The sequence below is a fragment of the Engelhardtia mirabilis genome, assembly GCF_007748095.1.
Taxonomy (GTDB): Bacteria; Planctomycetota; UBA1135; order UBA1135.
In genome coordinates this window covers 4,604,429-4,628,610 of sequence record NZ_CP036287.1, presented here as the reverse complement: position 1 = coordinate 4,628,610, position 24,182 = coordinate 4,604,429, and the positions used below count along the sequence as shown (strand labels likewise).

The 24,182-nt window shown below is 71.6% G+C and carries 16 protein-coding genes; 12 read left to right on the top strand and 4 right to left on the bottom strand.

Going from position 1 to position 24,182, the window contains the following annotated elements; translation table 11 throughout:
• Window positions 1-145: 145 nt before the first annotated feature.
• The 12 genes from Pla133_RS17100 to Pla133_RS17045 all read left to right on the top strand — a co-directional run bounded on the left by Pla133_RS17100 (window position 146) and on the right by Pla133_RS17045 (window position 17,443).
• Window positions 146-1,306 (top strand): hypothetical protein, encoded by a 1,161-nt coding sequence (locus tag Pla133_RS17100; protein ID WP_145067424.1) that lies wholly within the window; start codon window positions 146-148, stop codon window positions 1,304-1,306.
• Window positions 1,303-2,463 (top strand): cytochrome c biogenesis ResB family protein, encoded by a 1,161-nt coding sequence (locus Pla133_RS17095; RefSeq protein ID WP_145067422.1) that lies wholly within the window; start codon window positions 1,303-1,305, stop codon window positions 2,461-2,463. Before Pla133_RS17100 ends, Pla133_RS17095 begins: the two co-directional genes overlap by 4 nt.
• The gene (locus Pla133_RS17090) at window positions 2,460-4,499 is read left to right on the top strand and encodes a cytochrome c biogenesis protein (RefSeq protein WP_419191643.1); all 2,040 of its coding nucleotides are present in this window, start codon (window positions 2,460-2,462) and stop codon (window positions 4,497-4,499) included. Before Pla133_RS17095 ends, Pla133_RS17090 begins: the two co-directional genes overlap by 4 nt.
• 61 nt (window positions 4,500-4,560) lie before the next feature.
• Window positions 4,561-5,358, top strand: coding sequence for a helix-turn-helix domain-containing protein (locus tag Pla133_RS17085; protein ID WP_145067418.1), 798 nt, complete (start codon window positions 4,561-4,563; stop codon window positions 5,356-5,358).
• A gap of 31 nt (window positions 5,359-5,389) precedes the next feature.
• Window positions 5,390-5,896 carry a DUF6265 family protein gene (locus Pla133_RS17080; RefSeq protein WP_145067416.1) on the top strand — a complete coding sequence of 169 codons (507 nt, stop codon included), beginning with the start codon at window positions 5,390-5,392 and terminating at the stop codon, window positions 5,894-5,896.
• Window positions 5,897-6,217: 321 nt separating this feature from the next.
• Window positions 6,218-6,676 carry a hypothetical protein gene (locus Pla133_RS17075; RefSeq protein ID WP_145067414.1) on the top strand — a complete coding sequence of 153 codons (459 nt, stop codon included), beginning with the start codon at window positions 6,218-6,220 and terminating at the stop codon, window positions 6,674-6,676.
• Window positions 6,677-6,875: 199 nt separating this feature from the next.
• Window positions 6,876-7,553, top strand: a complete 678-nt coding sequence (locus Pla133_RS17070) for a DUF2959 family protein (protein WP_419191642.1) — start codon at window positions 6,876-6,878, stop codon at window positions 7,551-7,553.
• Between the two features lie 76 nt (window positions 7,554-7,629).
• Window positions 7,630-9,858, top strand: coding sequence for an NAD(P)-binding domain-containing protein (locus Pla133_RS17065; protein WP_145067410.1), 2,229 nt, complete (start codon window positions 7,630-7,632; stop codon window positions 9,856-9,858).
• A complete protein-coding gene (locus Pla133_RS17060; RefSeq protein ID WP_145067408.1) occupies window positions 9,855-11,978 on the top strand; it encodes a cytochrome c3 family protein in 2,124 nt (707 codons plus the stop codon). Before Pla133_RS17065 ends, Pla133_RS17060 begins: the two co-directional genes overlap by 4 nt.
• A 21-nt stretch (window positions 11,979-11,999) precedes the next feature.
• Window positions 12,000-13,748, top strand: a complete 1,749-nt coding sequence (locus tag Pla133_RS17055) for a hypothetical protein (RefSeq protein WP_145067405.1) — start codon at window positions 12,000-12,002, stop codon at window positions 13,746-13,748.
• On the top strand, window positions 13,736-14,413 hold the full coding sequence (locus Pla133_RS17050; protein WP_145067403.1) for a cytochrome c3 family protein: 678 nt from the start codon (window positions 13,736-13,738) through the stop codon (window positions 14,411-14,413). The genes Pla133_RS17055 and Pla133_RS17050 overlap by 13 nt, the downstream gene beginning before the upstream one ends.
• A 162-nt stretch (window positions 14,414-14,575) precedes the next feature.
• Complete coding sequence (locus Pla133_RS17045) at window positions 14,576-17,443, top strand: cytochrome c3 family protein (RefSeq protein WP_145067401.1); 2,868 nt, start codon at window positions 14,576-14,578, stop codon at window positions 17,441-17,443.
• Between the two features lie 15 nt (window positions 17,444-17,458).
• Here Pla133_RS17045 and Pla133_RS17040 read toward each other — a convergent pair whose 3' ends face one another.
• From Pla133_RS17040 to Pla133_RS17025, 4 genes are all read right to left on the bottom strand, one after another.
• Window positions 17,459-18,646 (bottom strand): hypothetical protein, encoded by a 1,188-nt coding sequence (locus Pla133_RS17040; protein WP_145067399.1) that lies wholly within the window; start codon window positions 18,644-18,646, stop codon window positions 17,459-17,461.
• Window positions 18,647-18,948: 302 nt separating this feature from the next.
• The gene (locus Pla133_RS17035) at window positions 18,949-19,713 is read right to left on the bottom strand and encodes a 2OG-Fe dioxygenase family protein (RefSeq protein ID WP_145067397.1); all 765 of its coding nucleotides are present in this window, start codon (window positions 19,711-19,713) and stop codon (window positions 18,949-18,951) included.
• An 84-nt stretch (window positions 19,714-19,797) separates the two neighbouring features.
• A complete protein-coding gene (locus Pla133_RS17030) occupies window positions 19,798-22,557 on the bottom strand; it encodes a YncE family protein (protein ID WP_145067395.1) in 2,760 nt (919 codons plus the stop codon).
• A gap of 281 nt (window positions 22,558-22,838) precedes the next feature.
• Window positions 22,839-24,044 (bottom strand): IPT/TIG domain-containing protein, encoded by a 1,206-nt coding sequence (locus Pla133_RS17025; RefSeq protein WP_145067393.1) that lies wholly within the window; start codon window positions 24,042-24,044, stop codon window positions 22,839-22,841.
• Window positions 24,045-24,182 lie beyond the last annotated feature (138 nt).

Below are 24,182 nucleotides of genomic sequence, written 5' to 3'. Positions count from 1 at the left end.
GAAGAGCCGCTGGGGCTCTCCGAGTGCCTCGCGGAGCCCGGTTCGAGCTGCGTGAAGCCCTGTTCGCGCTCAAGGCACGTGCGACCCCAGGTCGAGATCCTCCCGTGACCGGTGTCCGACACCGTCTCGGAGCGACTTGGGAACCATGGGAATCGAGCAGTCGGGCGCGGGGACGGTCGAGCCGGTGCGGCGCATGGAAGCGGCGCTCCTCGGCGGCGTGGTCCTGTTGCAAGTGACGGTGGGGGTCATGCTCTGCTCGTCGCTGGTGGGTTGCGGAGCGGACGAGGGTTCACGCACGGTCGCGATCGGTGAAGCGCGGCCGTTCCAAGGGGACCAGCTCGAGGTGGGAGCCAGCCCGGCGCGGCGCTTCGGCTTCGAGCCGGCGGCGGTCGCCAGCGGGGTGCCGTCGATGGCGAGCGGACCGGACTTCGAGCTGCCCGACGGATGGTTGGCCCTGGCGCCGACCTCGATGAGGACCCTCAACCTGCGCGTGGCGCGCGACGAGCGCGCCGACTGCAGCCTGACGCTGCTGCCCGGCGAGGGCGGGGGACTGCGGGCGAACATCGATCGCTGGCGTGGGCAGATGGGCCTCTCGAACCTGACCGAGTCGGAGTTCCAGAGCCTGCCGTCCGGATCGCTGCTGGGGCGCCCGGCCACGCGGGTCGACTTCGCGGGGAGCTACTCGGGCATGGCTGGTGGCGGCGGCGAGGGCTTCCGCATGGTGGGCCTGCTCGCGGTCGACAGCGGGGGCTCGGCGTTCTTGAAGTTCGTCGGACCCGCCGACGTGGTCGAGGCGGAACTGCTCGCCTTCGAGCGCCTGGCGGAGTCCCTGGGCGGGGCTCCGAGCGCGACCGCCGCGCCGAGTCCGGCCGGCGGACCACTGACCTGGAGCGCTCCCGAGGGTTGGGTCCAAGGTCCGCCGCGCATGATGCGCGAGGTGACGTTCACCACCGATCCCGCCGGATCGGTCGAGTGCTACATCAGCGTGCTGGGGGGCGATGGGGGCGGGATCCGCTCCAATTTCGATCGCTGGCGCGGGCAGATGGGTCTCGCGCCGCTGGACGACGCGGCCCTGGCCTCGCTCGAGCGCGTGCCGTGCCTGGGCTCGACCGCGATCCTGATCGAGATCGAGGGTGCCTTCGAGGGCATGTCGGGACAGACCCACGACGAGGCGCTGATGCTCGGCGCGGTGGCCTCGCTCGAGGGCAGCACCGTCTTCGTCAAGCTGGTCGGACCGCGCGACGCCGCGGCGCCCGAGCGCGAGCGCTTCCGCGCCTTCGTCGCCAGCCTGGAGACCAGCCGGTGAAGGTCCTGTCCAGCGGATCCGCGCGCCTGGTCGCGGTCCTGTCGTCGATCTCCCTGGCGGGGGTGTTGATCTGCCTGTTGGCGCTGCTGACTTTCCTGGGGACCCTCGAGCAGGCGGAACACGGCCTGTACGAGGTCCAGAAGCGCTACTTCGAGTCGAGCTACCTGATCCACGAGGCGGGCGGCGTCCCGATCCCCCTGCCGGGCGGCGGGCTGGTGATGGGGCTGTTGTTCGTCAACTTGATCCTGGGCGGCGTCGTGCGCCTGCGGCGCGGCGCGGGGACGGCGGGCGTGCTGGTGGCGCACCTGGGCATGGTGCTGATGCTCGTGGCGGGCTTCGTGAAGTACGCCACCGGCGAGGAGGGCCACGTGACGCTCTACGAGGGCGACACGGCCGCCTGGTTCCAGAGCTACACCGAGACGGAGCTGGCGGTGATCTCGGTCGATCCGGCCGGTCGGCACACCGAGCGCATCCTGCCCGGCGACTCCCTGCGCGGCGCGACGAGCGCGGCGCCGGTCGTGGCTTCGGGCCTGCCCTTCCGCCTCGAGGTCACCCACTGGTTCGACAACGCGAACGTCAGCCCCAAGGGCCCGATGTTCGACGTGGACGTGCCGGTGGTGGACGGGTTCTTCCTGCGCGCAGAGCCCCTCTCACCCCAGGCCGAGCGCAACGGCCCCGGCGCCTACGTGGCGGTCACCGGCGCCGACGGTCGGCGGCAGGTGGGCCTGTTGTGGGCCTACGACGCCGCGCCCTGGACCGTCGACGTGGGCGGCGCGCGCTTCGTCCTCGACCTGCGGCGCCAGCGCTTCCCGATGCCCTTCGAGGTGCGGCTCGACGAGTTCACCAAGGAGGACCACCCGGGCACCAACATGCCGGCCTGGTTCTCGAGCGACGTCAGCGTGGACGACGGCAGCGGCGAGCGGCCGGTGACGATCTCCATGAACCGGCCCCTGCGCGAGGCCGGGCTGGTGCTCTACCAAGCCTCCTGGGGACCGGGCAACGCGCGCCCGGGGGACCGGCTCTTCTCGACCCTCGCGGTGGTCCGCAACCCCGCCGACCAATGGCCGCTCTACTCGTGCCTGGTGATCGCGGGCGGGCTGCTGTTCCACTTCGGGCGCAAGCTCGCGCGCCACGTGCGCCGGGAGGTGGCGCGGTGACCGGGCTGGTGCGAGGACTGATCGCGACGGTGGCGCTGGCGCTGCCGCTCGCCGCCCAGGGCGGGGTCGACATGGGGCCCCACGGCGCGCCCCATGGACCGCTGACGCCCGCGGTCGTCCATGAGCGCTGGTCCGAGGCCGCCCTCGACGCGCTCGGCGCCCTGCCGATCCAAGCGGGCGGTCGCGTCAAGCCGCTCTCGACCCACGCCGGCTTCACCCTGCTGCGTCTGGCGGGTCGACGCTCGGTGGAAGACGCCGCGGGCGAGCGTCTGGGCCCCGACGCCTTCCTGCTCGAGACCCTGGTGCGGCCGGAGTCGGCGGCGCGCCTGCCGTTGTTCCTCGTCGCCGAGAGCGCGGCCATCGACGCCATCGGCCTCGATGGCTCGCTCAAGAAGCGCCGCGCGCGTTGGAGCTTCGACGAGCTGCGTCCGGCCCTGCCGCGCCTGTTCGAGCTGGCCCACGACTGGAGCCGCATCGAGGCCCCTCAGCGCAGCGCCACCCAACAGCAGACGGTGCAACTGGCCGAGGCCGTGGATCAGTTCCTGGACCTGGGCGGCTTCCTGGACTTCGCGCGGGTCGAGCTGCCTGTGGTGCGCGACAGCGCCCTGGCGGAGCTGCTCGGCGCGGACAGCGGTCGCGCTCACTTCTCGGAGCTGGTCGCCGCCGCGCCGGCGGTGGGGCAGCTCTACCGCACCCTCAGCACCAGCGACGACCCCCTCGAGCGGGAGGAGCTGCGCGGCATCGACGGCGTGCTGCGCCTGGCCGCCGAGCTGGGCCGCTCGGCCGACGGCCTGGCCCTGGTGCCGCCCGCGGGCAGCGCCGACGAAGCGCCCGAGTGGCGCACGCCGGGCGACATCCTGACCGCGGCCCTGGACGGCGCGCCGGCCTCCGAAGCCGAACTCGCGGCCCTGCGCGGCTTCGAAGCCCTGGCGGCGGCCATCGACAACGATTCGGCGGAGTCGGCCCTGGCGCTCTTGACCGCCAGCACGCGCGCGGCGGCCGAGGCGCGCGGCGAGGCCGGCAAGCTCGACCTCGAGCGCAGCTACTACGGCGCGAAGCCGCTGATGTGGGCCCTGATGGCGTTCCTGGTGGCCTTCGTCGCCGCCACGGCCACTTGGCTGCGGCCCAAGGCTCGCCTGCCCTATCGCCTCTGCACCACGCTGGCCTGGACCGGCTTGGCCCTGCTCACCCTCGCCATCGCCGTGCGCTGCGTGATCCGCGGCCGCCCGCCGGTCAGCACCCTCTACGAGACCGTGCTGTTCGTGACCGCGACGGCGGTGCTCCTGGCCCTGGTCACCGAGGCCATCGATCGCCGCCGCATCGCCGCTTCGGCGGCCGCCGCGCTGGGCGCCGTGGGTCTGTTCCTGGCCTCCGGCTACGAGAAGCTCGACGCCAAGGACACCATGCCCGAGCTGGTGGCGGTGCTCGACACCAACTTCTGGCTGGCGACCCACGTGACCTCGATCACGATCGGCTACGCCGCGGGCATGCTGGCCGCGCTCCTGGGCAGCGCCTACGTGGTGATGCGCCTGTTGCGTCGCCGCGACGCCGCGCCCGAGACCTTCCGCGCCTTGGCGCGGATGGTCTACGGCACCCTCTGCTTCGGCCTCCTGTTCAGCCTGGTGGGCACGATCCTCGGCGGCCTGTGGGCCAACGACTCCTGGGGCCGCTTCTGGGGCTGGGACCCCAAGGAGAACGGCGCCCTGCTGATCTGCTTGACGATGACGGCGATCCTGCACGGGCGCATGGGCGGACACCTCAAGGAGCTGGGCATCTGCGTCGCCGCCGCCTTCGGCGGGAGCGTGGTGGCCTTCTCCTGGTGGGGCGTGAACCTGCTCGGGGTCGGACTGCACAGCTACGGCTTCACCAGCGGCATCGCGCGGGCCCTGTGGACCTACTACGGCCTGCAGTGGGCCATCTGCGCCCTGGGCGTCGTGGTCTGGTACCGGGCCAAGGTCGAGGCGCGAACGCGCGGCGAAGAGCGCCGACCGAAGCTCGAGGCGATCGAGCCCGCGCTCGACAAGTCCGCGGCCTGAAGCCAATCCGTGCCGGACACCCGGTGACGGTACCTGCCCGGTCGGGTTAGAACGGACGGCCATGGTCGACGCCGTCGCAGCCCTCCTGAGCGGTGCCCCGGGCTATGCGGAGGTTTCCCCGTGTCCGGCGCTGCGGCCCTATGTGCGTTGCATCTGGACCCTCTGCGATCCGCGGCCAGCGACGAACTTCGAGCGGGTGCTGCCGGACGGTTGCTGCGAGGTGATCCTCAACCACGCGGACCCCTTTCGCACCCAGGACGGCGTCCAGCCCCTGTGGATGGCGGTGGGGGAGCTGCGCGGCCCCCTGGCCATCGCGCCCACGGGTGAGGCGCGACTGATCGGCATTCGCTTCGAGCCTGGCGGGCTGTTCCCGTTCCTAGGTGGTCGTTCGGTGGCGGAGCTGAACGACGGCTTCGAAGGCCTCGAAGGAGCCCTGCGAGAGGCCCTTCGGTGTGCACGCAGCGTCGCGGCGATCGAGGTCGCGCTCTTGGATCGACTCGGGCCCAGCAGCGGCTTCGTGCGCGCCGCCGCGCGCGCGATCCGCGCCTCGCGCGGTCAGGTGGAGATCGGCCAGCTCGCGGACGAACTCCGAGTGGGGGCCCGCAACCTCGAGCGGGCCTTCGCGCGCGAGGTCGGCCTGGCGCCGAAGTTCCTGGCGCGCGTCGAGCGCTTCCAAGCAGTCCTGCGCTCGATCGGCTCGGGCCCGCCGCCGGCCTGGGCCGAACTGGCCCAGTCCTGCGGCTACAGCGACCAGCCCCACCTGATCCGCGACTTCACCCGCTTCGCCGGGACGAGCCCTGCCGCCTACCTGCGCGAGACCCACGGCCTCAACGACCAGTTTGTCGGAAACGTCCAATAGGGCACGCCGCGGCGCCTCTAGTCTCGCGCCAATGAAGTACGCCCTGGCCCTGATGCTGTGCGCCGTCGCGCCCGTTCTGGTTTCATCGACTGCTCCGACGCAGGAGCCCGAGCAGCCCACCGCGCTGACGGGCGCCGAACAGCTCGCCGCGATGACCTGGCTCGAGGGGGCGTGGGAGTGCGAGATCTGGGGCGGCCGCTTCCAGAGCACCTACGGCACCCCCGAAGGCGGTGTGCTGCTCTCGGCCAGCAAGCTCCTGGTCAAGAAGCGCGCGCAGTTCTTCGAGTTCGAGCTGTTCCTCGTGCGCGAAGGCACGGTCCTGTTGGTTCCGCACCCCGAGGGGGAGGCCGCTGACCCCTTCGAGCTGAGCGAGTTCGACGCCAAGGCGCGCAAGGCGGTCTTCGAGAACCCCGCCAACGACTTCCCCACGCGCATCACCTACCACCGCGAGTCCGACGAGCGCCTGGTGATCACCCTCGACGACCCGCACCACGGCACAGAGCGCCGCGACCTGTTCGAGTTCGAGCCGGTGGACTGATCGAGCGCGTCGCGGAAGGGGTGGACGGGTAGTGGAGCGGGTCCGTCGGGTGCTCGTGGCGCTCGGTTCCCGCGCGGGCCCAGGCCAGATCGACCACCGCCTCTTGGACCGCGCGCCAAGAAGCTCGAGTCAAACCTCCTCGTCACCGCCCTGGTCTCGACCGTCGTCGGCTGCGCAGGCCCCGGGCCGAAGGCGGCATCGAGCGTCGCATTCCCCGCGCTGTCGGAAAGCGAGGTCGGCCACGCAGCCGACGACGAGGGCCTGCAGATCACCTTCGGCCGCGAGGAACTCCTGGCCTTCGGCGAGGCCTACGACTACGAGGTGGATCACAAGCTGCAGCTCCTCGAGCTGTCGCCGGGTGTCTACCAGGTCTTCGAGGGCGCCATGGCCATGTCGGAGTTCCGCGACCAGTTGCCCCTGGACGCCCACTACCTGGCCCGCATCAGCGCCTTGATGGCCGACGACTGTGGTGCGTGCACCCAGCTCAACCTCCGCATGGCGGTCGAGGTCGAGGCCGGGGTCGACAGGCTGCTCCTGCGGCAACTGCTCGAGGATCCCGCGGCCCTCCCGCCGGTGCTGAAGCTGGTCCACGACCACGCGGTCCAGGTGGTCGGCGGTGACAACGCGGAACCCGAGCGCGTGGCCGCGCTGCGCGAGGCGCACGGCGACGCCGCCTTCGCGGAGCTGGGGGTCAACACCCTCGGCTCGCGGAGCTACCCGGGGCTGCGCCGGGCGATGGGGGCCGAGCGGACCTGTCCGCCGCCGACCCTGGACTTCTGAGTCGCGCGCCGAGCCGAGTGGAAGAACGCCCGGTGGCGCGAAAGATCTTCCCGGATCGACCCCGGGGCCAGCTCCAAACGAAGCCTGAGCGAAGCGCCCGCCGATGCGCTTCAAGACCGCCAGGCCCCCCTGTCGAAGCGGGGGAAGCGCCGCGCCGTTGGGGTCGCGGGCCAGGAGTCCTCAGTACAGGAGGCTGGAATTGCTCCAGCGGTCATTCGGTTTGTTCGGCGCCCTGGCGCTGGTCCTCACGGGGTGCATGGGCCCTCAGCACGCGGTCGGCATCCAGCAGGTTGACACCCTCGTCGCGCGCATCGAGAAGGTCCACCTCGACGCGGAGCTCGGTCGGGAGAAGATCCAGGATGCGGTCGGTAACCTGCGCGTGATCGTGCGGCAGGAGTTCTCCGGCGACGCGGCCGACGCCTATGCGGACTTCGTCAAGGCGGTCGAGCGGTCGGAGGCCCAGGTCAACCGTCTGCGCTCCAACGTCGAGCCCATGCAGGCCAGCGCGAGCCAGGTCTACGACGCCTGGACGGAGGACCTCGAGTCCTTCACCAGCAAGACCCTGCGCGAGCGCAGCGAGCAGCGCCGCGACCTGACCACCGCGCGTTACAAGGTCGTGGTCGAGGCGATCACCCCGGCGATCGACGGGCTCGATGCCTACAACCGCATGCTGCGGGACCACGCGCTGTTCCTGTCCTACGACCTCAACGCGTCGTCGGTGAAGGACCTGGCGCCCGAGCTCGACGTGATGCGCGACCACGCCGAGGTGCTCGACGACCGCATCGACACGCTGCTCAAGGCGGCCAGCGAGTACGTCCGCGCGGCGGCGCCCCTCGGTCAGGTGCGCCTGACCGGCGAGGCGACCGAGGGTCGCTGAGCGAACTCGAGTGACGGCGACCCAGGCAGCGCGTCCGTGGAGGTGCCCCTCCGCCTGAGGGGCGGAGCGGTTCCCCATGGGCTGGGCTGTCTTGATCGGCCTGGTCGCGGCCCTCGGCGCCGCGCTGGGCGGCGTGGCCCTGCGCCGCGTCGACCGGCGCGAACAGCACCAGACCCTGCGCGCGCGGCACAAGGCCGAGCGCACGGGCGCGGCCGCGGCCGAGTTGCAGCATCCGGTGGTGGACCTGACCCGTTGCCTGGGCTGCGGCACCTGCGTACGGGCCTGCCCCGAGGAGGGCGTGCTCGACCTCCTGCACGGCCAGGCGGTGGTGGTGCGCGGTTCGGGCTGCGTCGGCACGGCCGCCTGCGCGCGCGAATGCCCGACGGGCGCGATCACCGTGACCCTGACCGACCTGGCCACGCGGCGCGACGTGCCGGTGCTCGACGAGGGGCTCGAGGCGGTGGGTCAGCGGGGGCTGTTCCTAGCCGGCGAGGTGACCGCCCACGCCCTGGTCAAGACGGCCGTGGACCACGGCGTGCTCGTGGCCCGGACGGTGGCCGAGCGAGTCGGCGGCGAGCGGGCCCCAAATGCCCTCGACCTCGTGATCGTGGGCGCCGGGCCCGGCGGCCTGGCCTGCGCCTTGGAGGCGCGTCGCCTGGGCCTGGACTTCGCGCTGCTCGAGCGCGAGTCCGACGTCGGCGGCACCGTCGCGCGCTACCCGCGCCGCAAGCTGGTCGCGACCCAGCCCATCGACCTGCCCCTGCACGGCCGCCTGCCCCAGCGCACCTACCTCAAGGAAGAGCTGATCGAGCTGTGGCAGTCCCTGGCCCGCGACCACGAGCTGCCGGTGGAGTGCGGCGTGACCTTCGAGGGCGTCGAGCGCAGCGCGGACGGCCTGTTCGAGGTTCGCACCAGCAAAGGCCCGCGCCGGGCCCGCAACGTGTGCCTCGCCATCGGCCGGCGCGGCCTGCCGAACCGCCTGGGCGTGCCCGGTGAGGATCGCCCCTGGGTGGCCTACAGCCTGCTCGACGCCGACGCCTGGGAGGGGCGCCGGATCCTGGTCGTCGGCGGCGGCGACAGCGCGGTCGAGGCGGCCCTGGGTCTGACCGCGCGCGGCGCCAACGACGTCACCCTGTCCTACCGCCGCGCGGAGCTGTTCCGGCTCAAGCCGTCCAACGAGCGCCGCATCGCCGCCGCCATCGCCGAGGGCCGCGTGCGCGCCCTGTTCGAGAGCCAGGTGCTCGCGATCGACGAGGGTCAGGTGCGTCTGAGCGTCGGTGCGGACGGCGCGCGCGAGGAGTTGGTGCTGCCCACCGACGCGGTCTTCGTGATGGTCGGGGGCACGCCGCCGATCGCCCAACTCGAGGCCGCAGGCGTCTCCTTCGATCCCGCCCTGCGGCCGGCTGCCGCGGCCCTCGGCGAACAGGGCACGGGCCTGGTCAAGGCCCTAGCCGCCGGCTTCGTGATCGCGCTGCTCGGCCTGGCCTTCGCCCTGTGGCACCGGGACTACTACACCCTGCCCGCCGGCCTGCGCGCGGCCCACACCAAGCACGACGAGCTGCGCCCGGGCCTGGGCCTGGGCCTGTGGCTCGGCGTCGGCTCGATCGCCCTGGTGCTCGCCAACCTGCTCTACATCCTGCGCCGCAGTCCGCGCTTCCCCCTGCGCCTGGGTTCCCTGGCCGGTTGGATGACGCTGCACGTGGCGACGGGGGTGCTGGCCCTGCTCGCGGCCCTCTTGCACGGCGGCATGCAACCGCGCGACACGGTCGGCGGCCACGCCTTCTGGGCCCTGGCGGCGCTGTTCGCGACCGGTGCCATCGGGCGCTACCTCTACGCCTACGTGCCCCGCGCCGCCAATGGTCGCGAGCTCGAGCTGGCGGAGCTGCGCGGGCGCCTGACGCGGGTGGCCGAGGGCTTCGACCGCGTGCACCCGCGGCTGGCGGCGTTGGTGCGCGACGAGGTGGGCGGACTGGTCGAGCGGCGTCAGTGGAAGGCCAGCCTGCCCGCGCGGCTCTTGGCGCTCGTCGGCGCCGAGACGGGCTTGCGGCGCCTGTTGCGCCAGGTGCGCCACGAGGGGCTGGTGGCGGGCCTCGCGTCCGATCAGATCGACGAGGTCACCGGCCTGGCGCGCTCCGCCCACCGCGCGGCCCTGGCCACCGCGCACATCGACGACCTGCGCGGCCTGATGGAGAGTTGGCGCTGGCTGCACCGCTGGGCGGCGGTGCTCTTGCTCGCGCTGATCGCGATCCACGTGGTCTACGCCCTGGCCTACGGGGCCCACCTCTTCGACGGGGGCCTCACGTGAGCGAAGCGAGCTCCCTGGCCAAGCGGCTGGGCCGGCCGAGCCTGTGGGTGGCCCTGTGCAGCGCCGTGGCGGTGATGGCCATGGCCGTGGTCGACACCGGCCGCAGCTCGCCCGGGCCCCTGGCCTCGGTGCACTCGCGTGTGCCCGAGCTGGCCGGGGCGAACGATTGCTCCGCCTGCCACGGCGGTTGGTTCCAGGACATGGCCGCCGCCTGCCTCGACTGCCACACCCCGATCGAGAAGCAGCTCGACTCCGGCCAGGGCCTGCACGGCCAGCTCCCCGAGGAGCAGCGCCGCTGCGCGAGCTGCCACTCCGACCACCACGGCGCGGGTTTCGCGATGGTCAACGAGCTGTCCTTCGCCAAGGCCGGCGTCGACGACATCCAGGCCTTCGACCACGCCTCGATCGGCTTTCGCATGGAGGGCGCGCACCTGGAGCTCGACTGCACCGAGTGCCACGCCCACGCGCAGGACGAGGTGCTGCCGGAGGGCGCCACGCGCTTCATCGGGCTCAGCCAACGCTGCGTGAGTTGCCACGAGGACGAGCACGACGGCGCCCTGGGCCGCACCTGCAACGACTGCCACGTACAGGCGTCCTTCGAGCAGCACTGGTCGCGCGGGCACGACGAGCACCTGAAGCTCGTGGGCGGGCACGGGGGCCTCTCCTGTCGCGATTGCCACGGCGAGGGTGACGACCACGCCCTCGAGGTGGTCGCAGGCGGGGGCAGTCTGCCCGACGCGCGGGCCTGCACGGATTGCCACGATTCGCCCCATGGGGCCGGCTTCGCGGTGGGCAACGCCCGCCTCGCCGGACTGGGCCTGGCGCGCAGCTGCGACACCTGCCACGCGAGCGAGCACCGCAGCTTCCGCGACGAGGGGCTCGAGCTCAGCGACGCGCAGCACGGCCTCTCCGGGTTCCCCCTGGAAGCTCCCCACGCGGACGTGACCTGCGCCCAATGCCACGAGCCGCACCTGGACGGCTTCGCGCAGCGCTACCCCGGCCGCGAGCGCGACGCCTGCGCGGCCTGCCATGCGGATCCCCACGGGGGGCAGTTCGAGTCCGGGCCCTTTGCGGCCGAGGGTTGCGTGGCCTGCCACGGGCGCGAGCGGTTCGAGCCCCACGGCTTCGACACGGCGCTGCACGCGCGGACCAGCCTGCCCCTGGAGGGCAGCCACTTGGCCACCGACTGCGAGCAGTGCCACGTGGCCGCGGAGCCCGACCTGCCGCGCCTGTTTCGCGGCACCGACAACGACTGCGACGCCTGCCACGGAGACGCCCACAGCGGCTTCTTCGACCTGCGCACCGCGGCCCTCGCGCCGCTGGAGCACGGCGACTGCGCCCGCTGCCACCGCGCGACCGAGTTCAGTGACCTGGACCGCGACGGGTTCGAGCACGGTCGCTGGACCGGCTTCCCCGTGGCCGGTGCCCACGCAGCCGAGGGCTGCGACAGCTGCCACCGACCGAGCTCCCAGGCCGACGAGTTGGGGCGTCACTTCGGACGGGTCGAGCCCGCACACGGCGAGCTCCCGACCCTGCACGGCGGGGCCGAGGTGGGGCAATCCTGCGCCGCCTGCCACGCCGATCCCCACGAGGGTCGCTTCGACCAGGCCGGCCTGCCGGCGCTGTTCGACGAGCGCCAGGGCTGCGCCCGCTGCCACGTGGACAGCTCCTTCCGCGACCTGGCCCACGGCTTCGACCACGGGCTGTGGACGGGCTTCAAGCTGGACGGCGCCCACGGCCAGGCGAGCTGCACCCAGTGCCACGCGCCCCTGCGGCCGCCGACGGAGAGCGGACGGACCTGGCGCCCGGCCGCGGGCAAGGCCTGCGCCGATTGCCACGACGACCCCCACGCCGCGCAATTCGAGCAGGCGGGCTCGATCGACTGCGCCCGTTGCCACGGCAGCACCAAGTCCTTCGCGGCCCTGCGTTTCAATCACGACTGGGACTCGAGCTTCAAGCTCGACGAGACCCACGAGGCCCTCGACTGCGCCCAGTGCCACCGCACGGAGCAGATCCGCGGCACCACCGCGATCCGCTACAAGCCGCTGGGCACGGCCTGCACCGATTGCCACGGAGTTCGTGCGACTTCCCTCCGGCGTGGCGCGAGCGAAGACCGATAGGGACCCGAGGGGCGGCGCGCGATGACAGCTCGAAGAGCCAGGGGGGCGGCTTGTGCCGCGATGTTGGGGGCGGCGCTCTTGGGAGCTCCTGCCACGGCCCGCGGCATCGAGGCCCGCGCGGCGGGGGCCGCGCGACAGGCCCAGGACGAGGTCGTCGTCGACCTGCGGGTGACCGCGAGCCTCGGCGACCGGCGCGCCACGGTCGATCGCGGCAGCGCCGACGGGCTCGAGGTCGGCGACGCGATCTGGCTCACGCCGCGCGAGGGCGGGCGCTATCGCGCCAGCGTGGTCGAGGTCGACGAGCGCTCGGCGGTGATCGAGCTGTCCCTGGCGGACTTCGTGCCGAGCCCTGGCACCCGGGGCCAGGCGATCCTGCCCGGCGAGCGCTTCGGTGCGCCCGAGCCGGCGCCAGTGGACGAGGATCCGGAGCCGGAAGCCGAGGCCGTCGAACCCGTGGACGACGGTGACAGCTCTGACTGGAGCTACGAGGACGACGGCTTCTCCCAGGACATGCCCCTGCTCGCCGGCGCGCGGGCGGTGCGACCCGCGGACCGCCGGGCCAGCTTCACCGGTCGCTACTACGTGGCCGCCGACGCCACGGCCACCAGCGACGAAGGACGCTCGGAGAGTTTCCTGCGCAGCGGTGGCCGCCTGACCTTCGACAACGTCTTCGGTCGCGGCGGCACCCTCGACATCGGCGGCGAGTGGGACCGGCGGCAGTTCAACCGCCCGGAGCTGGACGACATCACCTACAGCCAGCTGCGGGTGGAGCGCCTGTCCTACGCCCTCGGGGGCACGCGCTTCGAGGGCGATCGCATGCAGGTCGGGCGATTCCTGCAAACAGGCGCGCCCGAGTTCGGCGTGGTCGACGGCTTCGAATGGAGTCGGCGCCTGGACGGCTCGCACTCCTTCGGCGTCAGCACGGGCTTCATGCCCGAGCCGGACCAGGACTACGAGAGCGGTCACGACTTCGAGATCGCGGGCTGGTACCGCTGGGTCTCCGATCCCACCGAGCTGGCCTCGGCCCAGATCGGCTACCAGAAGACCTGGCACGACGGCGCGGTCGACCGTGACCTCGTGGTCGCCAAGGGGCACTACCTGCCGCGCCGGGGTTGGACGACCTTCGGCACGCTCTGGATCGACCTGTACACGTCCAGCGACGAGGCCAAGGGCAGCGGCGCCGAGGTTACCCAGGCGCTTCTGACCAGCTCGCCCTACACCGGGCGGTCCTGGGGACTGGACCTGACCTACGCGCACCAGCGCTACCCCGAGCTCGACCGTAACGAGCTCCTTCCGCCCGTCCTCGCCACCCAGTTGGCCGATGAGCGTATCCACCGGCTCGGCGGCGACTTCTGGGTCGCGATGCCGGTCAAGAGTCGACTGGTCGGTCGGCTCGGGGTCTGGGAGGACGCCGACGACGAGGGCGGCGACGCGGAGCTCGGCGTGGAGCTCGAGGGCCTGATGGGGCCGGGCACGCGCGTGCGGGTGCTGGTCTTCGGCTCGGCGGGGGAGTTCACCGACGTGACGGGCTCGCGCACCAGCCTGGGCGTGAGCGGCGAGAGCCTGAGCTTCGACCTGTTCTACGAGCTGGCCAACTACGACCAGGTCGGCTTCGACGAGAACAACGACGACTTCGTCCAGCACCGCCTGCGTACCTCGGTGGCCTGGCGCGCCGGTGGCGGCGTGACCGTCAGCGGCTACCTGGACGGCACGATCTTCAACACCGAGCGCGGGCTGACCGCGGGAGTCTTCGCCCAATGGAGCTTCTGAGACGCCTCGGGCGGGCCCTGGTCCGCGACGGTCGCCCGCAGATCCTGGCCCTGGCCGCGACGGTCCTCTTGGTCGCCTGCGCCTTGCAGCGCCCGGGTGGCCTGGAAGTGCATCGCTGGTGGGCGGGCTTGGGGCCGGTGATTCCCCACGACCAGTTCCCGACCGACTGCTCCCTGTGCCACGACGGCAGCGACTGGAACAGCCTGCGGGACGACTTCGAGTTCGACCACGCGGCCGAGACCGGCGTGCCCCTCGAGGGCGCGCACCTGGACGCCCACTGCCTGCGCTGTCACAACGACCGCGGACCGGTGCAGGTCTTCGCGGAGCGCGGCTGCGGCGGCTGCCACGAGGACGTGCACCAGGGACGGCTGGGCTCGCGTTGCACCGATTGCCACCAGCAGATGAGCTGGTTGCCGGTGGGGCAGGTCGAGCGCCACTCGCGCACGCGCTTCCCGCTCAACGGCGTCCACGCGATCACCGATTGCAGTCGCTGTCACCCGGGGGCGGATGTCGGGCAGTTCACGCCGACGGACATCGAGTGCGTGACGTGCCACTACGACAACCTGCTGACGGCCCAGAACCCGGACCACTTCGCCTTCGGTTGGGTCAATGACTGCGACCGCTGCCACCTGCCCACGACCTGGCAGGCGGCCCAGGGCTTCTGAGCGCCCGCGCCTTCACGCAAGCCGTACCCGCGGGGCGGGGGTCCGGGTCAAGGCGCCCGTCCCGCAGCTCCGATGAAGGGCGAACGGAAGACCTCCCGGGGGCAGCGCGTCGGGGCGCGTGGGGGTACCGAAGGGCAGCAGAGGGGACAGGAGCGCTTGGGCATGGGGCAGTTGTCAGGTGAGCAGGGCGCGGTGGAGGCGACCGCCGAGCTGGAGGGCCTAGCGGCCGTCGAGCGGGAGTCGGGCTTGGTGCGCGTGGTCGCCGTGGCCCTGGTGCTGTTGGCCTTCGCGGCCCTCGCACTCTCGGGTTGCGGCGGGGGCGCCGGTGGGGACACCGCGGGCCTGACGCCTCAGAGCTCGACCAGCTGCATGCTGTGCCACAACGGCACGCTCTCCGGCGACTACGCCGGACCGGGCATCGAGAACCCGCACCCCTTCCCTGGCGCCGCGAACCTGGACTGCGCCACCTGCCACGGCGGCAACGTCGCGGGCGACACCAAGGAGCTCGCCCACGTGCCGCCGCCGCCGCAGATCGGCGACCGCGACTTTCAGGACGTCAACGCCCAGGCGTACTTCAACCGCCTGACCCTGGTCGGGATCGACAAGTTCCCGGACTACACGGTGGGGGGCACGACCTATACCGCGCTCGACTACCTGCAGTGGATCAACCCGGGTGACCTGCGGGTCACCGAGGCGGGTCTGGGTTGTGGTCAGTGCCACGCACCCCACTCGGACTCGGTGGCGCACTCGCTCTTGGCCACCTCGAGCGGGATCTTCTCGGGCGCGTCCTTCGCCTCGGGCGTCGAGAACGAGGTCCCGGCCAGCGTCGACCTGTGGCAGGACACGGCCGCCGACCTGGGCTGGCGCGCGGTGGTCGACCCGGCCTTCAACCTGGGCACGGCGCAGATCGGCGAGGTCTCAGAGCTGATCGAGTACCCGGTCTTCAGCGTGCGCAACGACCCGGCGCCGGACGCGATCCACAACAACGCGGCCTACAACGCCGCCAACCTGCTCGACGACGTGCAGGCGGACGGGCGCCTGGTGACGGGCTCCGAGCTGGCGAACCTGTACCACGAGCAGGTGGCCTTCACCTGCGGCGACTGTCACCTGGGCAGCGCCGGTGCGAACAACCGCTCCGGCGACTACCGCTCCTCGGGCTGCACGGCCTGCCACATGCCCTACAGCCTGGGCGGGCGCAGCGGGAGTCTCGACCCCCACGTCAACAAGCTCGAACCCCTGGATCCGGACGACATCGACGACCCCGAGTGGGCCCACGTGCGCGCGCACAAGATCGTCAGCGTCAAGAAGACCCTGTCCAACGGCGCCACCGTCGAGGGCATGGACGACCTGACCTGCGCCGGCTGTCACCAGGGCTCCAACCGCACGGTGATGCAGTACTGGGGCATCCGCCTCGACCAGAACGAGAACGTGCGCAAGAACCGCCAGTACCCGGCCAACCCGGTGTCGTTCACCACGACCCAGAACGACACGCGCCTGTTCGATCCGGTGCTGGGCAACAAGGAGTTCAACGGCCGTGACCACCGCCAGTACCTGGCGGAGGAGGACTACGACGGCGACGGGCGCGACGACACCCCGCCGGACGTCCACCACGAGGCCGGGATGGGTTGCATCGACTGCCACGGCAGCAACGACCTGCACGGCGGTAAGGTGGGCGACGGACGCTCCGAGCTGCGCTCGCGGCAGGAGCAGGCCGTGGCCATCGCCTGTGAGAGCTGCCACGGCACGGCGACTGCCTACGCGCCGACGGTGGCGGGCACGAGTTACGCCGGCCAGGCCGGCCAGCACGCCACGGACACCGAGGGCAACGTTCTGCGCCACGTGCGCCGCGAGGGCGACGGGCACCTGTACCTGTACAGCCGCCTGACGGGCGTGAAGCACTTCGTGCCGCAGACCCTGGACACGATCGTCGACAACGGGGTCGTCAACCCGCTCAGCACCGTGCCCGGGAGTGAGCCGGTCTATTCGGCCTCCGCCTCCTACGCCATGGGGCGCATCGACGGATTGGCCAGCACCGGCATCGGCCCGCAGCAAGAGGACTGGGTCGCGACTGGCTTCAGCCACACGGACCGGTTGGACTGCGCCACCTGCCACGCCTCCTGGACCAACACCTGCATGGGTTGTCACCTCGAGGGCGAGTACAACCAGGGCAACAACTTCTCGAACATCACCGGGGACAGGATCGTCTTCCGGGAGAAGTTCGCCGACTTCGTCTACCAGTCGCCGTTGATGTTCCAGCTCGGCGTCGACCACAACGGCGAGATCGCGCAGATGAGCGCGAACACCAAGACCTTCTTCCGCTACAACGACCTGAACGGAGCTCGCAGCGAGGTCTTCGCCTTCTCCGATCGCAACGTCGCCGGCAACGCGCCGAGCGCGAACTTCCCGGCCCTGTCGCACAACGCGATGATGGCCCACTCGATCCGCGGACGGGTCGACAGCGAGAACGAGGGGCCCCGGTACTGCGTCGCCTGCCACCTGACCGACGACGCGATCACCGACTTCGGGTCCGAGTACGCTTCCTTCCGCACCGCGATCCAGACCGGCGATTACGACAGCCTCAACTGGACCTTGCTGCAGGACCACATCGGACGCAACCCGGGCAACCAGCTGAACTCGCCCATGTTCGTCCACATGGTGGCCGGCCTGGGCTCGGGCATGTTCCTGTTCGACGCCGGCGGGGCGCCGGTCAACCCGCTGGACATCGACCCCCAGCGCAAGCCGCTGAACGTGGCACCGTCGACGGTCTACGACCCGGCCGACATCGTCTACGACCTGGACCGGATCGTGAGCGAGACGGGCACCAGCTTCGCCTCCAACAACCACCCGCTCTTGACGCCGGGTGTGGCGGACCTCCTGCGCGACGGCGCGAGCGACCTGAACATGGCGGGGCCGCTGGGGACCACACTGACGGAGCTGCTGGCGAATCCGAGCACCGGCCTGGTGCTGGACTCCTGGTACAACGCCGACGGTCAGCCGGAGGGCAACGCCTCGACCTTCGTCGGGCCCTGATCCCGGGCGGGCGGCTCAGGGTCCGACGACGATCTTGAAGCCGCCCTTCAGGCCGACGATGCCCGTGCCGTTGTTGACGGAGATCTGGATCGAGCCACCGTTGGCGACGACCTGGATGCCGACGATGCGCGGCTGCAGCGATTGGATCAGCCAGGCACGGGCCCACAGGGCGCACTTCGCCGGGTGCATGGCGACCAGGATCTTGAGCTGCTTGGAGGCGTAGCTGATCCCGTCGGTGAAGTACACGTCGTGGTTCATGCCGTTCTCCTCGATCCGCATCCAGACCTTCAGCTTGTCCCCGACGTCGCAGTTCGGGAAGTCGAACTGGTACGTGAGGCCGGGAACGGCGCCCTCGGCGTCGGTGGTGGCGAGGGCTTGGAAGGGCGTGAACAGAGGGTCGTCCTGAAGGTCGAAGGGCGCCGCCGAGATGCCGACCGTCGCGGCGGTGAGCGCCCCGCTGAAGACCGAGATGCCCGGCACGGGCGTCGAGCCGGCCGGGTAGACGAAGGCCGAGGTGTCGACCTGCTCGCGCAGGCCCGTCACCACACCGATCTTGCCCAGGGCGGGGTCGGAGCCCTCGACGCGGACCGTCAAGCTGGTGTCGGTGCCGCTCTCGACGATGCCGAGTCCCTCGGAGGTCATCGCGACACAGTTGTTCTGGAAGGGCACCGCAAAGCCGCTACCGGCGATGGTCACCAGGGTGCCGTCGGTGCCCGTCGCGGGGCCGAAGAGGTCGACGGTCGAACCGGGGGTCAGGATCGTGACGTCGTAGGCCTCGCTGGCGCCGACGAAGGCACTGGACAGGGGCGCGAACTCGATCAGCTGCAGGTAGAGGTGCAGCCCGGAGGTGTTGGCGGGCAGCTCGAGCTGGCCGAATCCCTGGGTGAAGAGCACCAGGTCGGCCGAGGTGTAGAGCTCGCAGCCACCCGGGAAGCCGAAGGGCGCCAGGCCGAGGGGCAGGGGCAGGCCGAGGAAGCTCGCGTCGCTGAAGCCGACGCCCAGCACGAGCAGGTTGCCGGGCGCGGAGCCGAGGGGCACGTACGAGAGGCTGCCCCCTTCGATGGGGATCCCCGTGAGGGCCAGGACGGGTTCGGAGCCGCAGGTCGAGCCGTAGGCTGCGATGCCTTCGGTCTGCGCTCCGGCGGGGTCGGTGGCGAGGGCGAGCACGGTCAGGGACAGGGAACCAGCGAGGAGGGGTCGCATGGGAGCTCCTTCGAGCCTGCGCGATTGGATGGGGGGGCGGCGGGCGGCCACGTGGCCATCGGTGACGGCGGGAATCGCCCTCCACCGGCTGCCGCGCGGCTCGCGGTCCGCGGGGGACCGGAGCCGTTCGTCTTGTCCAGGTCCCGGACGCGCCGTCCGCGCGTTTAGATCCCGCAAACCGCGCCCTGATCGGGGGGGGGCGGCGCCTGCCGTGAAGCTCGTGGGGAACTGCGGGTCGCTTGACCCTCCCAGGGCGCCAGTGGGGCACCTCGCGATCGACGATTCGAGCCCGCGGTCCGCGATCAGGCTGACCGCTCCGTCCGATCGGCCCCGTCGCGCGGCGCCTGGAACCCGTCCCGCCGGAAGGTCAGCACCAGGGTGTCGCGATGGCCCTCGTCGGCCAGGGGCTGGATCGGCGTCGACTCGTGCACCACGCGCCGGTCGTCGAGCAGCATCGCGGTCCAGGGCTCGGCGAGGGTGAAGCGCAGCCCCGTCGGACCGTCGGCATCGAACACACGGGTCTCGCCGCCCTTGATGCCCTCGGCCGCGACCAGAAACAGCGCCACGAAGTCGACGCCGTCACGGTGGGCGCCCTCGGGCGTCGGGCGGCCGATGCCGCCGGTCGTGTCGATCCGGAAGGGGTGGGCCTCCACGAACCAGCGCGCGCCGGGCGCGAGCTCCGAGAACATCTCGGCGAGCCCCAGGATCATCCGTCGCCAAGTGGGGGAGTCGAGCCACTCGCGCTCGAGGGGCTCGAACCAGCGCTCGATGCCGCCGTGCAGAGCGTTGTACCGCTCGGGCTGCCAGTGGGCGCGGTGGGCCTCGTGGGTCACGGTGTCCCCCTCGACCACGAAGCAGCCGTGCCGGCGGCGTCGGTAGCGGCCGCCGTCGCGCAGGTGCTCGTCCGGCGGCAACCGATCCCAGGCTGGACCCAGGGCCTCCAGTCCCTCGCGCTCCAGTCCGAGCCGCTCGCGCACTGCCTCGGGATCGAGGACCACGTAGCCCTGCTCTGCCAGGACCTGTTCGGCGCGGGAGGCGGCGGTGTAGGGCGGGTCGAAGGTCCGCATGGGGCGCTGAGACTACCGCACCGACCCTCGGTCGCACCCGCGGCGCGCGACCCCGCGGCCCCGCGCTCGCCGCCGCGACCCGGGTCAGGGAGCCAGCTCGAGTCCCACGGCCTCGCTGGCGAAGCCCACGGTCCCCATCAGCGGATCGAGGGCCACGAAGGCGTGGTGCAGGTCGAGGCCCGCCAGGTTGGGGTCGAGCAGCGGCCCGAGCACGATCGCGGCGGTGGCCCGGCCCAGGCCGTCGAGCACCCCGAGCGTGCCGACGAACGGCGCGTTGCCCGCGGCAGTCAGGGTCCAGAACAGGTACGGGTCGGGGACCAGCGGAAGGGTCACCGCGTCGACGGTGAGGCCCGGCGCGGTTCCGCTGGCCGAGCCCAGCACGAGGTAGACCTGGCCCGCGAAGGCGACGCCCGCGTCGAGGCAGAGGTCCTGGCTGCCTCCAGAGGTGATCGAGATGGCCGCCGGCTCCGCGACCAAGCCGGCGTTCAGCCGGACGAAGGTCACGCCCTGCACGTGCACGCTGGGCAGGACCAGGACCTCGGAGGCCGCGTCGATGGCGTAGTCCGAGGGCGAGTGGGGGTCGATCACGATCTCGTTCAGAACTCCCAGCGTCGCCGGGTCGGCGAAGCGCAGGGTGCCCTCGTAGTTCGCGAAGTAGGTGCCCGAGCTGGTCAGGAAGTCCCAGCGCCCGAAGGGTGCGAGCAGCTCGCCCTTGGCCGAGTAGGTCAGACCGACGACCTTGCCGGGCAGGGGGGCCGTCGCCGTGGCCGCGCCCGAGGGCAGGGCGATCCGGACCATGCCCGCCAGTCCACCCGCCGTCACCAGGCTCTGCTCGTCCGGCGCCAGGGCGAGGTGCAGGGGCCCGTTGGGCGAGGGGAACGAGCCCGTCAACTGGGGGGGCCCGGCGCCGACCTGGATGCGCGCTACCTGGTTCCCCGCGTAGCAGCCGACGTAGCAGGTGGTCCCGGCCGCGTTCCACACCGCGCGCAGGGGCCGCGAGCTCACCGCCACGGTGCCGAGCGTCGACCAGGCCTGGGTGTCCAGGACCGTGACCGAGTTCGAGAAGGTGTTGCAGACCGCCAGGCGCGATCCGTCGGGGGACAGGGCGATCCCGCTGGCGTAGCCGTAGCCCGTGTTGAAGAAGGCCATGTCCCCGGTGGGGATCTTGGCCCCGGAGACGGTCAGCGTCGTGAGGTCGATGCGCCAGACCCCGTCGCCGTCGTCGATGGTCGCCACGAAGGCCTGGGTTCCATCGGGCGAGATCGCCACCTCGCTGCCCCGGAACGAGATCGGGATCTGGGTCACCGTCGCCGTGGCGACGTCGATCACGGAGACGAAGGTCGAGTCGAGGTTTGCGACCACGGCCAGGGACCCGTCGGGAGTCAGCGCGACGCCCTCCGGCCGATCGCCGACCTCGACGACCTTGACCAAGGTCGCCCCGGGGACGTCCCAGATGGTGGCCGTGTCACTCAGCACATTCGTGGTCACCGCGACCCTCCCGTCGGCGCTGATCGCGATCCTGCGCGTGGCATCGGCCTCGAGGCCCTGGCCGGTGGTGTCCTGGAAGGAGATCGACGCGCCCGCGCCGGTGGTCTCGACCACCAATCGATCCTCCCCCGCGCTGTTGGTGACCAGCACCGCCTTGTCGGCTGTGGGGGAGATGGCTCCCAGGGCGGTCCAGGCCGGACCGTCCAGGTCGGCCACGATCGCGCCGCTGGCGAACTCCACCAGGACGATCCGCTGGCCGAAGCCGAGGGCGTGGTTGCCGTCGGCGGTGCGGCGGTAGGTTCCGATCCAGCCGGTGGGGACCACCGGCGACACGGCGCCCGACACCAGGTCCACGACCAGCGAGTTGTTGCCGATGGTGGGGCCCGTGGACGCCGCGACCACCGCGGTGGTGCCGCTCGGGTCGACAGTGATCGCGCCGATCGGGAACAGGTTCAGGAAGATGGCCTTGGTGATCGTGGCGGAGGCCACGTCGACGACGCTGATCGCCTTGGCCAGACCGCCGTGGGCGATCACGGCGGTGGCGCCGTCCGGAGTCAGAGCCAGGCCGCGGGGCTCCTCGAGGCTGGTCAAGCGGGTCGTCGTGCCCGTGACGACGTCCACCAGGACGATCTCGTCGTGCACGCGATCGGGGTGCACCGCCGTGTTGCCGCTCACCTCGAGTTGCTCGACGAGGGTGCCCGACGCGCCGGCTTCGGACGCGAACCAGCCCGTCGCCCAAAAGCCCATGCCGCCCACGCGTAGCAGCTCGGCGCCGCTGGCCACGTCCAGCACGACCAGCTCCTGGGCACCCCAGTTGCCGACCACCGCGCGGGATCCGTCGCCCGTCAGGCGCACCACGGCGGGTTGGCTGAAGCCCGTGGCCGTGGTCGTCTCGGTACCGCTGGCCAGGTCGATGAAGCTCACCGTGCCCTCCAGCATGTTCGCGACCACCGCCGTCGAGCCGTCCGGCGTCAGGGCCAGATCCTGGGGCGAGCCGGAGACGTCGATGGCCCGCAGGAAGTCGTTGGTGGCGGTGTCGAACTCGATCAGGTTCTTCGAGTCGCGGTGCGCGATCAGGTAGCGCGAGCCATCCGGGGTGAAGGCCACGGCGCTGGGGGTGTCGCCCTCGATCTGGTCGAAGTTCGGCGCGAACACGAGCCCGAGGCCGGAGCAGAGCTGGCCGGCTTGGCCCAGGAGCGGCGGCAGCTCCCCCGGGCTGCTGCCGCCTGGAGCCGGCGGCGCCGGGAGCTCGGTGTGGCGGATGAGTGGGTCCCCGTGGGGCCGGAACAGGAGCTCACCCGGGACCTCGATGGGGCCTTGCAGACAGGCGATGAGCGTGAACGGAAGGTGCAGCAACGAGGGTCCTCGGGATCCGGTGAGCCGGAGATTGAGTCGCCACGGAGGCCACCGGCCCCCCTCGGGGCAGGTCAGGCCTGCGGCCCAGGGATCAACGGCGTCGCGACCTTGCGGATCTCGCGGAGATTCCCCCAAAAAAATCTTCGACGCGCCGGGTCCCGCACGCCCAGGAGACCGCCGACCTCGCTCCCTCCCTCCCGTCCGCGTCCACGGCTCGGTGGGCCGGCTCGAGGTCGGCGTGCTGCTGGTCGGCGGGGACCGGCGCGGGGTCGCTCCGGCGATCAGCAGCCGGTGGTCACGCTGAAGCCGCCCTCGAAGCCGGTGATGCCGGTGCCGAGGTCGACGGAGAGCACGATAGAGCCGCCCTCGACGTCGCACTTGAAGCCCGGGATGCGCGGCTCGAGGGACTGCTGGATCCAGGCGCAGGCCCACAGGGCGCAGAACTGCGGCGACATGTTGCCGGGGATGGCCAGGGTCTTGCCGATGAAGGAGCCGCTCTCGTCGGTGAAGTAGACGTCGTGGCAGCGCCCGTTCTCGTAGATCCGCATCCAGACGCGCAGGCAGTCACCGGCGTTGCACGGGTCGAAGTCGAACTTGACCTTCAGGCCGGGAACGAGGCTCGCGATCGCGGGCGGCGGCACGGCCACGAAGGGCTTGAAGTTCGGGTCCGCGACCAGGTTGAAGGACTGGGCCGACGTGCCCATGGTCGAGGCCGAGGGCGTCCCGGTGAACGCCGCCACGCCGGGGATCGCCGGCGCGCCGGGGAGTTGGATGAACGAACTCGCGGGCACCAGGTCGCGCTGGCCGCTGAGGATCGCGATCGGGCCGACCGCCGCGGCCGAGCCTTCGACCCGCACGGTGATGCTGGTGGAGGTGCCGCTCTGGATGATCCCCAAGCCCTTGCCGGCGATGCCGACGCAGTTGTCCTTGGCGGGTGTGTTGAAGCCGGTCCCGGTGAGGGTGATCAGCGTGCCGTCGCCACCGCTGGTGACGCTGATGCTGCCGATGTTCGGGCCGGCGTCGCCGATGACGACAGCCGTTCCGTCGCTGGTGCCCGTGTAGCCCTGGGGAAACAGGCTCAGTTCGAGGACCTGCATGTAGAAGGGCACACCAGCCGAGCTCGGGGGCAGGTTGAAGGAGTCGAGGTGGACGCCGGTGCCGCCGCTGTAGACGTTGGTCAGGTCCAGGGAGTTGTAGAGCGAGCAGCCGCTGGGAAAGCCCAGTGACGCGAGGTTGAAGGGCAGGATCGGCTGGCCACCGAAGTGCGTGTCGCTGAAGCCGGTGCCGAGGATCTGCACGCCGAGGGGATCGCCGCTGACCTGGAAGTCGAGGCTGGTGCCGGCCACGGGGCTGGAGAGCAGGGTCAAGCCGGGCGCCGAGCCGCAGGCGGAGCCGTACTGGTTGACGCTCGGGTCCCCTGCGAAGCCGAGGCCGGCGGACAGGCCGATGGCGGCGGGAAGGAGGAGCGGGAGGATCGGGGTTCGCATGGCGCTGAAGGGGTGAAGGGTCAGGTTGGTGGTCCGGTCGGTCGACCGGGCCTTCGAACAACGCCAGTGCCGAGCCCTCCCGGAGCGAATGCGAAGACGCCTCGAATCCCTAGGGCTGACGGGGGCCGCCAGGGGCGC